The sequence below is a fragment of the Methanomicrobium sp. genome, assembly GCF_055145805.1.
The window spans coordinates 1-11,482 of the sequence record NZ_JBSREC010000096.1 but is presented as its reverse complement, the minus strand read 5'-3'; the positions used below and the strand labels follow the sequence as shown (position 1 = coordinate 11,482).

At 37.8% G+C, this 11,482-nt stretch carries 11 protein-coding genes; 6 read left to right on the top strand and 5 right to left on the bottom strand.

The genetic code is table 11. The annotated features are described in order from the left end of the window. On the bottom strand, nucleotides 1-213 hold a 213-nt coding region (locus ACTB1O_RS08910), incomplete at its 3' end, for a hypothetical protein (RefSeq protein ID WP_462994784.1). A 119-nt stretch (nucleotides 214-332) separates the two neighbouring features. Here ACTB1O_RS08910 and ACTB1O_RS08905 point away from each other — a divergent pair. Next, nucleotides 333-1,094: a winged helix-turn-helix domain-containing protein gene (locus tag ACTB1O_RS08905; RefSeq protein WP_462994783.1), complete on the top strand. Its 762-nt coding sequence runs from the start codon at nucleotides 333-335 to the stop codon at nucleotides 1,092-1,094. Between the two features lie 418 nt (nucleotides 1,095-1,512). Here ACTB1O_RS08905 and ACTB1O_RS08900 read toward each other — a convergent pair whose 3' ends face one another. Next, nucleotides 1,513-4,224, bottom strand: a complete 2,712-nt coding sequence (locus ACTB1O_RS08900; protein WP_462994782.1) for a protein kinase domain-containing protein — start codon at nucleotides 4,222-4,224, stop codon at nucleotides 1,513-1,515. 366 nt (nucleotides 4,225-4,590) lie between these two features. Between ACTB1O_RS08900 and ACTB1O_RS08895 the strand changes: the two genes are divergently transcribed. After that, nucleotides 4,591-5,007 carry a class I SAM-dependent methyltransferase gene (locus tag ACTB1O_RS08895; RefSeq protein WP_462994781.1) on the top strand — a complete coding sequence of 139 codons (417 nt, stop codon included), beginning with the start codon at nucleotides 4,591-4,593 and terminating at the stop codon, nucleotides 5,005-5,007. Between the two features lie 19 nt (nucleotides 5,008-5,026). Here the strand turns inward: ACTB1O_RS08895 and ACTB1O_RS08890 are convergent, their stop codons facing one another. Next, entirely contained in the window at nucleotides 5,027-5,449 is a 423-nt protein-coding gene (locus tag ACTB1O_RS08890) for a PaaI family thioesterase (protein WP_462994780.1), read from the bottom strand. A gap of 561 nt (nucleotides 5,450-6,010) precedes the next feature. Here ACTB1O_RS08890 and ACTB1O_RS08885 point away from each other — a divergent pair. Further along, nucleotides 6,011-6,790 carry a phosphotransferase family protein gene (locus ACTB1O_RS08885; RefSeq protein WP_462994779.1) on the top strand — a complete coding sequence of 260 codons (780 nt, stop codon included), beginning with the start codon at nucleotides 6,011-6,013 and terminating at the stop codon, nucleotides 6,788-6,790. Nucleotides 6,791-6,875: 85 nt separating this feature from the next. Here ACTB1O_RS08885 and ACTB1O_RS08880 read toward each other — a convergent pair whose 3' ends face one another. After that, nucleotides 6,876-8,213 carry a hypothetical protein gene (locus tag ACTB1O_RS08880; protein ID WP_462994778.1) on the bottom strand — a complete coding sequence of 446 codons (1,338 nt, stop codon included), beginning with the start codon at nucleotides 8,211-8,213 and terminating at the stop codon, nucleotides 6,876-6,878. A gap of 95 nt (nucleotides 8,214-8,308) precedes the next feature. Between ACTB1O_RS08880 and ACTB1O_RS08875 the strand changes: the two genes are divergently transcribed. The 3 genes from ACTB1O_RS08875 (at nucleotide 8,309) to ACTB1O_RS08865 (ending at nucleotide 10,626) form a co-directional block, all read left to right on the top strand. Beyond that, nucleotides 8,309-9,103: an acetoacetate decarboxylase family protein gene (locus ACTB1O_RS08875; protein WP_462994777.1), complete on the top strand. Its 795-nt coding sequence runs from the start codon at nucleotides 8,309-8,311 to the stop codon at nucleotides 9,101-9,103. A gap of 56 nt (nucleotides 9,104-9,159) precedes the next feature. Then, nucleotides 9,160-9,996 (top strand): SDR family NAD(P)-dependent oxidoreductase, encoded by an 837-nt coding sequence (locus ACTB1O_RS08870; protein WP_462994776.1) that lies wholly within the window; start codon nucleotides 9,160-9,162, stop codon nucleotides 9,994-9,996. Nucleotides 9,997-10,128: 132 nt separating this feature from the next. Further along, on the top strand, nucleotides 10,129-10,626 hold the full coding sequence (locus tag ACTB1O_RS08865; protein WP_462994775.1) for a DUF7000 family protein: 498 nt from the start codon (nucleotides 10,129-10,131) through the stop codon (nucleotides 10,624-10,626). A gap of 94 nt (nucleotides 10,627-10,720) precedes the next feature. Here the strand turns inward: ACTB1O_RS08865 and ACTB1O_RS08860 are convergent. Continuing rightward, a partial coding sequence (locus ACTB1O_RS08860) for a DUF711 family protein (RefSeq protein ID WP_462994774.1) occupies nucleotides 10,721-11,482 on the bottom strand: 762 nt, incomplete at its 5' end.

Sequence of the window (11,482 nt, the reverse complement as noted above, 5' to 3'; positions counted from 1 at the left end):
TTCTGCAAGTGCGCCTGAGATCTGGCTGTGAATCTGTTCTCTGACAGAGAGGCATTCGCAGCTTATCATTGCGGATACATCTCCTGCCGCCTTTGCAATTGAGCAGTCCGGGCTGTGTTCTGCACACCCGAAACATGCACTTTTGATTGCTTTTAACGATTCTTCTGCTTTTGCTTCTGTCACTTCTTTTCCTGTGTATTTCCATGCTGGCATTTTCTTCACCGGAATATACTATGCGAGTTAGTAATATATACTTGAGCGGCATTAAAATATACAAATGCGGGGTGCTACAGAATAATAACCCTGCAGCAAAACAGCAGGTGTACAGGATTATGGAAGCCTTACTTCAGTCTCCATCAGAGATAGAAGAACTCAAAACCGAGATATTCAAGCTCCGTTCCGATTTGAAAAGATTCATGGAGCGCTCAGGTCAGCAGCATATTGAATCAGTACTTGGCGATATGAAAAAGAATTATGCAGGGATGTTTGAAAAAAATCAGATAGATACCGCAAAAAGCTGTCTTTCATCAAATATGACTGAGGGCTGCGCCATGCGTGAGAAATGCTATGAGGTATTTATGGGATTTTTGCAAAACACTGTCTGCCATCTTCATGACGATGAAGTATCGGATGAAATTATCAGTTCATACCGTGAGCAGATGAAAGAACTGAAAAGCAAAGGCGCCTCTGAGAACTGCGAAACGTGCTTTTCGGAAGTATTCCGCCTTTTTGAAAAGCAGGTTGACCTGATGCAGTCTCTTGGCGTCTACGCAAGGCCTGAGGATGAGAAACTGGTTGTTTCAAAAGCTCCTGAAAGTGAGGTTGTAAAGGAGATTCTTGAGCCGGTTGCAAATGTGCAGAGATTTCAGATATTAAAGGCTCTCCTTTTAGAAAGTCTGTCATTTTCCGATATCTCACGGCTTACAGGTCTTCGCGGCGGAAATCTTCTGTTTCATATAAAAAAACTCACCGATTCCGGGATGATTTTTCAGCGCTGTGAAAGAAGCGACTATATAATAACCGAAAAAGGCTACAGAACGGTAAAAACGGTGTCGGAGCTCTACAACAGCCTGAATGCAAATCATGTCATCTGAAAATACCTTGGGTAGGAGCGCCGGCACCCTTTACATGTTCTGCCTTTTCGGGCTTGATGAGTTGAGAAAAATGGAGACTTCTGACATAGATTGCCGGACTGGGATGGCAAAGCTATCTAAAAAAATTCATTAAACTTGGTAATACTGTCAAAGGGCTGTACCGATGAATTAAGGGAGAAGGTTATGGTCACTATCCCCTTGTGTGAGTCTATTCGATCAACCTGGCTTTGAGAGGGACATTGTACAAAGTTTTATGATGAGATGTGGTCTCATGTTTTGTATTATTTTAGGCGTTAATGACAATATAATGCAAAATTAAAATATTTTGAATAGAATCTTGGTAATTAGTAAGATGCTCCTAATTTTTATAAAATAAATCTTAAAATTGTGTATAAAATGAGAGAGAAAAATGGAATGTCTATTTTTTTATAGATTTGAGATAAGCTTCTGAAGAACTAAGAGAATCTTCTAAATAACTCTCTAATCCTTCCTTATTTATAGCTGCAATAACTGTAGCATCAATATCTGGATAACAAAAAACCCTTATTTTTCCTACAGATTTTATGAACGAATCCTCAAATTGTTTCCAAATAATAGAATGCTCTAGAGTAGAAGGTGCTTTCCATTCTTCAAGCATTTCTCTTCTGTCAGATTCAGGTAAATATTCTAGTTTTATCTCGCTTCCTGGACGATCAACAGGTATATCAATTAGAAAAAGGATGTATCCTTTTTCATTTAGTTCGATAATTTTCATCGTGGCATCAGGGCAAAGAACAGATGTTGTACGTTTTAAGGGTTCAAATTGTCTTATTTCATTAATTATTAGATCTTGAAACTTTTTTTGAAGCTCAATTACTCCTTTCCATCCATAATTTTTACGAAAATCTATTAATTCTTCCCATAAATGAAAGTTTTTTTGACTAATTACTAAAATTCTCTTATAAATCTCTCTATTACAAAGCATCTTTAATAATGTAGAACCTGCTTCAGTAGTATAATCATTAAGCCAATTAATTATACGTAAATCAGAAGAAGAAATTTGAGAAAATTTAAATGATGGATTTGGAGGATTTTTAAATAATTCTAATTGTATGTCTTTTTTTTCTGTAAAGATAAAATTAATAAAATCAGATTTTAAATCCTTAAGATCTTTAGATTTAGAGGTTTTAGGAGGTTTAAACTTAGAAACTTCAAACTCTTCAATCTTAAGAACTTTATTTTCTCTTGTTTCATAAGACTCTAAAGCTTCCCATATTGAACGATGAAGCATAGATTTCATCGATCTTGATGTATGATGCCAATATACAGTACCAAACATAGCATATCTTACAAATGCTACAGTTTCAGCAGGAATTCTACCCTTCTCATGAATTCCAAGTGCTATATACACCTTATGTTCTTGCTCTTTGAATATGACGGTTAAAGATTTGAATAATCTTTGATAATCTATTGCTTTCCCAAAAGGAATATTTAAATTAACTGAATCACGAACTAAATAGTCTAATTTGTCTGCATCTATAGGGCTGTCGATAATTGTATGCAGGAGCCTATCTTTTATAGAGGATTTGAATGTATTTGGATTTGCAGTTATTATTTCAATTATTCTTTTTGGCTCGACATTCCATTCATCAATTATAGTTTCTCTAAGAGATAAAAGTTCTAATGAGTCCCGATTTGAATCTAACATTTTTTTAATAATTTCTTCATGTGAAAAAATTTTAGATTCCGCTTCTTCGAAATCGTGAGCTAAAGGATATTGGCCCAAATCATGAAGAAGACCTGCCAGTAATACTGCATTTAAATCATTTACATTTATTATTTGCTTAAATAAAGGATTTACAGGATCATTATATAGTGCATCACAATAACAAACAACATTTGATAGTGTTCCAAGAACATGTTCCATTCTGGAATGGGTGGCTGTAGGATAAATTAAGTTGATAAATCCTAATTGAGTTACATCACCCAATCTACGAAAAGCCTGATGCTTGACTATATTATTCAGTCTCTCCGTAAAAACAGTTGTAGAAATCCCTGAAATCTGGATTGTTTTTATCCCATTTTTATCCATTTCTGGGACAATTCTTTGAATCGGATATTCACCGGTAATTTTTTTAATATCAATTTCAACCTCAGAAATATCATTATATTTAAATTCTTTAAACGCACTTATTGGCAATCCAAGAGCAGTTTCATCTTGCAAATTTTTTCCATCCAATAATCTTACTGCTAATAACTCCAAATATTTACGATGATAAAAATCAAGATTTTTCCACTCAGTAATATCATGTAATTTTAAGATTCTCCTTAAATTTTTTCCTAATGAAAATAAATCAAATGACTTCTTTAACTCAGATCTTTTTAACTCAGCCCTTCTTCTGTTTTCATCAGGATGGAGAGTCCCTGCTATTTTCTCTATTAATTCAGGATGTGCATAAGGTTCAGTAAATACTAATTTAACATTTCCATCAGATTCACCTTCTAAGAACAACTTTCTAGCAGACCCCAAATCAGCAATGACTGCTCGGTTGATAATAGTTTGACCATCTTTTGCTTTTTCTGCTGATATAAACATATTTTCAAGTTTAATATCAATATGAACGATGTTATTCTTATGAAGATGAGATATTCCTTTAACTATTGGCTCAATAACACTCACTATTTCTTGTAATGACCTTGGTTGGCTTTTAAAAAAATCAAGTGCATCCTGTGCATTAGGAATAAATTCCATTAAATAAAAATGAATTTCTCTATCAACAAAGGTGAAAGAATCTTGGAAATATATTTGAATAATATTTGGATGCCTTGTTTCCATGAGATGAGATATTTCTTCTTCTACAATTTCAGAGAAATCTTTAGCTTTTAGTGGATTAGGTCTTGGAAATTTTAATGCGCATGGGATATTCAGATTATTGTCCATGCACTTAAATATAATACATGTACCTCCTACTCCCAAACATTTTTGCAATATCTTATATCTTGGAGAAATTTTATTACTGATTAAAGGAATGATTTTTTTGATTTCGCTATTTTCAGATTTCCATTCGTTAGATCCATCTGAATACTCAAGGTAGAAATTTTTTATTTCATCTAAAACCTCTTTTGAAAGACAAAAATTACTGGACTCCATAATATTGATTAAGTATGGTTATAATATTTTATTTTTTTGAAAAAAATATATATATATATATTCATTTAATAAACTTTATCTTTAAATTATCATATTCATACTATCTATGAATAATATACATATATTCAAAACAAAATGTTTTGTATGATGATAAATTCAAGATATTAGAGATGATTTTCTCATCATGGATATCCTTATGAAATGTTTTTCCAAAACTGATCCCAGCCTGTATATTATCTCACATGGCTGAAAGAAGATGATTCAATAAAAATATGTTGGCCAAAATTCTTAATTTGGAACTTAATACAACTGATTTTTATAAAAAAAACTCTAAATTTGTATTTGTGAAAACCTTCAAATTGAACCTTGGGTCTCAAAAATTCCAGTAGCATCGCAAAGCTACGACCGGCAGATGAGGTATTACATCATGCCGGTGCAGTTTTTAACCCTGTAAGGGGTAATGCTATGAAGCTCCCCTTTAAGGACGGCACCTTTGGAGTTGTTGCCTCCTCCCTCAGGCTTCATTTCATGCCTGATATGAAAACGGCAGTAAAAGAGGCATCGCGTGTATTGAAAAGAAACGGCTCATTTGTATGCTGCTGTCCGGTAATGGAGAGCGGAATTTTAGTTGATTCCTACTGGCGGTATTATTATAAAAAGGGGCGGTTTTACAAACCAATATTTGAAAGCGATATAGTCAGTGCCTGTGAATCCTCAGGTCTTTCATACAGCCGGCATAAAAAGGCCGGAAAGCTTCTTTATTTCACCTGTAAAAAAATCTAACCTGAAAAAAGTTATATTTTTAGTTTAATGCGTCCGGTTTTGGTGTTTTCCTGTAAACCATGCCCTGGAATATCGCGATTTTGTTTTCGTTTTCATCGGTAACTGTCACGGTATATGACGCAAGTTTATGGTTTAATGCGAATTCCCATGCCTCCGCTGTTAAAATTCCGTCCTTTGCGGCCGTTATATATGAGATATGAGCGTTTATCGCCGATGCCGGAATACCGTGTGAGTTGGATGCAACGGCAAATGCGACATCCGCAAGGGTGAAAAGGGCTCCTCCATGAACTGTCCCGTGGCTGTTTTTGTGCTTCTCCTCAATTTTCATGGAAACTTTTGCATGCCCCTTTGAGACATCAATTAATTCAATCCCTGTTTCACGGGCAAATCTATCTCCTGCAAGAAAACCGGCGGCATTTTCGTAATCACTGTCTGCGGACATATAATAAAAATTAAGTCTGTGGATATTTTAAGCATTCCAAAAAAAAGGATTTTGTAACCGGAACATCTCATAATCTATTTTTCCGGCATATGGATTCTGTTATTATTTACTCTTTTATTGTGTTTTCCTGCTGTTTTAGCCATTGCAGGGCATATGTGTGCCTGTTTCAGACTGTGTACATCCGGAAAATACCAGAAATACCAAAGAATACATCCCAGAAAAATAAAAGAATTTTTTGCCATAAAGAATAATCATGAGAAATCTATGGTATTTTAATCATTATGCTTGTTATCCGGTAGTAATTTGATAAACCCTGCCATTATAAAAAAATCATCTTAAAAGAGATCAAACCGTGTTTAATAAAGAATCATTTTTATGCTACTGTTATTCAATAAAGATATTTATTTCCGTGGATTTCTGCTGGCATGAATTCTCTTCATTTAACATACATGGGATTATGAGAAGACTAAACCTAAAAAACCGCTCTTTTAATAACAACCTAAAATAACCTGATTATATATCTCAATTAATATTTTTTTATCTGTAAGGGAGCGTAATCAAATGACGGACGGCGCAGAAAGTGGAATTAATAGAGAAGACGATGAGTTTGTAAAACGCTATGGTGAGGAGATTGGAAGCGGGCAGTCTGCTGTAATATATGCAAAAGACGGTGTTGCAGCAAAAGTCTACAGGGAAGGCCAGCCAAAAAAACAGGTTTACCAGGAGGCTTTTACACTTGCGGTTGTAAAGGACTGCGGCATTCCTGCGCCTGAAATTTTTGGCGTTGAAACGTTTGCCGGAAGAACAACCCTTCTTATGGAAAGAATAGAAGGTATGTCTCTTTGGGATATGATGGTTGAAAATCCTGACAGGGCAGAAGAATACATGGACATAGTTGTTGAGCTCCAGACTGCGATGCACAAGGCATTTACAACCGAATTCAGGCCCATAAAACTGGTTCTCATGGGAACAATTGCTGTAAGCCCGGGAATTACCGATGATGAAAAAAAGCGTCTTATAGAACAGCTAAAAACGTTTCCCGATGAATATTGTGTCTGTCATGGGGATTTCCACAGCGGAAATATCATATTTGACGGAGAAAAATATCAGATTATAGACTGGGCAGAAGTCTCGAGCGGCTCGCCGGCTGCTGATGCATGCCGAAGCTACATGGATTTCTTCATTTTTGATGAGAAATTAGCAGATATGTACCTTGAAAAGTACTGCAAAGCATCAAAACTGACAGAAGATGAAATAAAGGCATGGCTTCCTGTTATGGCTGGCTCAATTTACGGATTTATGAATGAAGAAAGCCAGAAAAGAATCAGGCAGTTCTTTTAAGGCCAAAATCTAATACCAGATTTTTGCTATAACGCGTCTTAAGCATTCCAAAAAAAATTAAATTTAAATGAGGGTGCATGTAAGTTTAGGAACCGGCTTTTGCAGTTTCTGAAAATCCTGAACTTATCATCCTGTCAATTTTAAGTACAATTGATGCCAGTGCAAAAAGCATAATTCCGTTTAGAATAAGAATTCCTGCAATGACCGCGCCTGGAACTATTCCAGGCAAAAACATAGACGCACCAAAGCCTATTGAGATGATATTCAAAGATGTCTGGATAATTGCCAGATTTTTTAGAACGGGAAGAGTTGGGGTTTTTTCTGCCGGAGATTTGCTTCGGCTTATGATAACAGGTATAAACCGCCCGGCGAGAAGAATCAAACCTCCTGCAATATTTAATAATCCTATAAGCTCCTGCAAAGTTCCTGTAAGAATTCCGGGCACGACGCAGGAGAATATTCCAATTGCGGCAAACAAGACTCCTATTGCCATAAGAATCCATGAGCGGCTGTACTGCCCGAGAGGTGTCTCACCAAGCGCCATCATCTGTATGGCCATAATAACCATTAAAAGTCCAAGCTGGCCGTCAGGAGAAAAAGGGATAATTCCAAGATTCACCGGAAATAAAAGAATTCCCAGGAGCAGCAGCAAAAAACCCACTGACATTACAATTGAGACTGATAAAGGAAATGAGGCATCATCAAAAATTATGGATTTTTTTCCGGACGCATATTTTAAGGCCTTCTTTTCTTTTGTATCCGCTTTCTCTTTTGCACTCTCTGTTTTTGCTTCTCCCTGTGCTTTTGCCGGATATTCTTTGTTTACGCGGTGTATGCACCATGCAAGATAAAAAAAGCATATGCCGTATATGAGCAGAATCACTCCTGTCTGCATATCGGATGTAATCCCGGGTATAAGTGTTAAAATCCCTGTTACTATTGATATGATGTAGACAAGCGCTGCGGCAATTGTCAGTTCCCTTAGAATTCCCGGAACTGATATCCATTTTTGTGCTTTTTCCTTTGAAAGTAAAAGCTCTGAGAGCAGTGCAATGCCGCCTGCAAATAGTACGGCTCCTGCAAGAATCCTGACAAAATCGGTAAGAAGACCCGGAATGAAGCAGGCTGTCATCCCTGCCGCGGCAGTACACATGCCAAGAATTAAAACAATCCATAGCCGTGGAAGGTCACCAAAAGGTGTTTTCCCAAGTGTAATTATCTGAAACGAGATAATCACAAGAAATAGGCCGTAAGTACTGTCTGGTGAATAAGCAATCTCGCCTGTATGAATTTTAAACAGCAGAGCTCCAAAAAGAAGCATAAAAATTCCAAATATAAACAGGATAATTACTTCAAATGAGATATCACTGAAAATTCCATTTTTTGTACAGGTATCCCCGCCTGTCTTACTCTCTGTTTCCAACCGGTTTCCTCCTTTCATTAAAAAAATCATATTTTGCAGTAAATAACTGTAATTTTACAGAAGATTTATAATTTATGATTTATTATCAGTTTATTATGTTCAGACTCCGTGATGATTCAACATACCTGATGCCGGTTCATTTTGGAGGAGGCAGATTTAATCCTGAACGGATTATACGCCAGAGAGCGACAACACTTGCATTGACCTATAAAACCGGCAGACAACTTCTTGAACAGTATATTCCTGAAGAATTTGAACTGATTTCGCCGGAAGTGCAGGTTTTTTTCAGCAGATTTACAGAGATTGACTGGATGCACGGAGGCATGTACAACCTTGTCAATGTTTCCTCTCCCGTCCGCTTCGAAGGCAAAAAAGACACTCTTGAGGGTTCATACACGCTTGTTGTCTGGGAGAATAAAACAGCGCCGATTCTCGGCGGGCGTGAACAGACCGGCATTCCGAAAATCTATGCCGATATAGAAGACCTTCATGTAATGAGGCCGCATTATGAAACAAACGTCAGCTACGAGGGCAATACTTTTCTCAATCTGAATTTTGAAGCAAAAGAAGAAATAACCGGCAAAAACCTTGATGCCATAAAATCAGGTTTTTCATCAGTGAATACAATCGGGTGGAGATATATTCCAAAAGTCGGAGCTCCCGGCGCAGAACTAAGCCAGTTTGTCCTGTACCCGCAGGGAATGAAGGTGGAAAGTGCGGTTTTGGGAACAGGTTGTCTGAAATGGACAGAACTCACTCCTATGCAGAATCCGGCGCAGTATTATATCATCAACAGCCTTGCGGCACTGCCTGTTGAAAAGATTACACAGTCTGTTTTGTTTGAGGGGGAAGCCTTCCTGCATCCAACGGGTGCAAAAGTGATTGAATAAAACTTCAAAATAATTTATGATGACTAAAAAACAAAATAAAAAAACGGGGATAAATTATGGTTGATTCAGATTATTTCAGGGGCAAAGTATGCATCGTTACAGGTGCAAATTCAGGAATAGGGCATGCAATATCAGCAGAGCTTTTAAAAAGAGGCGGAGTCGTCTATCTGGCCGGAAGAAACCCGGAAAAAATTGCGAAAGCCAAAGAAGACTTCTCTTCATATGGCGATAATGCCAGAAAGCTGATAATGGATGTCACAAGACAGAAAGAAGTTCAGGACAGAATAAGCAGTGTTGTGGATGAGACCGGCAGAATTGATTTTTTATTCAACAATGCCGGTGTCGGAGGGACAATTCCGTTTGAAAGGGCAACCTATGATGACTGGAATAACATAATTGATGTAAACCTCTGGAGTGTCATTTATGGAGTCTCAGAAGCCGTTCCCCATATGCTCAGGCAGGGCTCCGGGCACATTGTCAACACAGGCTCAATTGCAGGGATTGTTCCGCCACCTTTTCAGGCGCTTTATTCACTTACAAAATATGGCGTTACAGGAATGACCGAGTGCCTGAAATACGAATATGCTGATAAGGGCCTTTTCTTCTCTGTCATCTGTCCTGCAAATATTGCAACTGCAATATTCAACAAGGGAATAGACGGAAAAGCCCATGGAGAACTTAGGATACCGGACGATGCATATCCTGCTGACCTTGCAGCATCATATATTCTTGACCGTGTTTCAGAGAGAAAGGGAATAATAATTGTGCCGGAGGAGCCGTACACAGAAATGTGGAAAGGATATGTTTTGGGCAATCCAGAAATAGAAGAGGAACTCCGCAAAATGGCCCGTGACAGAAGGGATGCCTTTGAGAATAAAGGCAGCTACTTTTAACCTGAATAATAAAAATCTGTTTTTTAAATTGAAAAGGGGGGAATATCTGATATATTCGTTTTTTGTATTTCCGATGAGTTAATTATTATTATAACCCGGTAAAACTGTTTAGAAGGAACGTGAAAAAAAGCTATGTCATCATTTCAGGCATCTGTTGAGGAATACCGGAAACAACTGGAGATGGGAGAAATCCAAAAAGGATACAAAGGGCTGATGGAGTATACTATGGGTCTGAGAACGTATTTTAAAAACAAATATCCAGGTTTTCTTGTATCCGGAATGTATCAGGGGTATATGGATATGACCTATTTCTCATTATCTTCGCAATCGTTGAAACAGCGAAATCTGAAAATTCCCATAGTTTTCCTTCATGAAAATTTCAGGTTTGAGGTATGGCTGTCAGGATCGAATAAAAGGGTTCAGGAAAAATACTGGGAATTGTTCAAAAAAAACGGCTGGAAGAAATACCGCCTGGTGTCAACTACGAAAGGTAATGATTCAATTTTGGAATATGTTCTGATTGATAATCCGGATTTTAGTAATCTGGATGCCATAACAGAACAAATAGAGGAGAGAACCCTTAAATTTATTAAGGATATTGAGATTTTTCTTTCTGCCTATGAAAACTGATGCTGGTAGATTGCTCTAAGTACCGGAATGATTGCATTTTATAATATTTTTTACACAATAAAAAGGGGTTGAAGCGTATGCTTCATCTTCTTTTTTAATTTTTGAAACTGTGAATCGGTGCAGGAATTCTTCCGCCGCGGTTTATGAAGTCAGAACAGTCAAATCTGTTTACACTCTGTATTGGTGCATGCCCCCATAGACCTCCGAATTCGACATAATCTCCAATGTCTTTTCCGATAACCGGAATAAGTCTGACTGCGGTTGTCTTTTGATTAATCATCCCGATTGCGGCCTCATCTGCAATTATGCCTGATATTGTTGATGCTGAAGTGCTTCCAGGAATTGCAATCATATCAAGACCTACCGAGCATACGCAGGTCATGGCCTCCATTTTTTCAAGTGTTAATGCTCCTCTGTTTACAGCGTCAATCATTCCCTGATCCTCGCTAACTGGAATAAAAGCACCAGAAAGTCCGCCAACAAAAGAGCTTGCCATAACTCCGCCTTTTTTCACCTGATCGTTTAAAAGTGCAAGAGCGGCGGTTGTTCCCGGAGCGCCGACTGATTCAAGCCCCATCTCTTCTAAAATTTCTGCAACACTGTCCCCAACCGCAGGTGTGGGTGCAAGGGAGAGATCGACAATTCCAAAAGGAACGCCAAGCCTTTCAGATGCCTCCTGTGCCACAAGCTGGCCGACACGGGTCACCTTAAACGCTGTTTTCTTGACAGTCTCGCACAAAACCTCAAAGTTTTCTCCACGGACTTTTTCAAGTGCACGCTTAACAACACCAGGGCCTGATACACCTACGTTTATTACAGCGTCTCCTTCTGTAACGCCGTGAAATGCTCCTGCCAT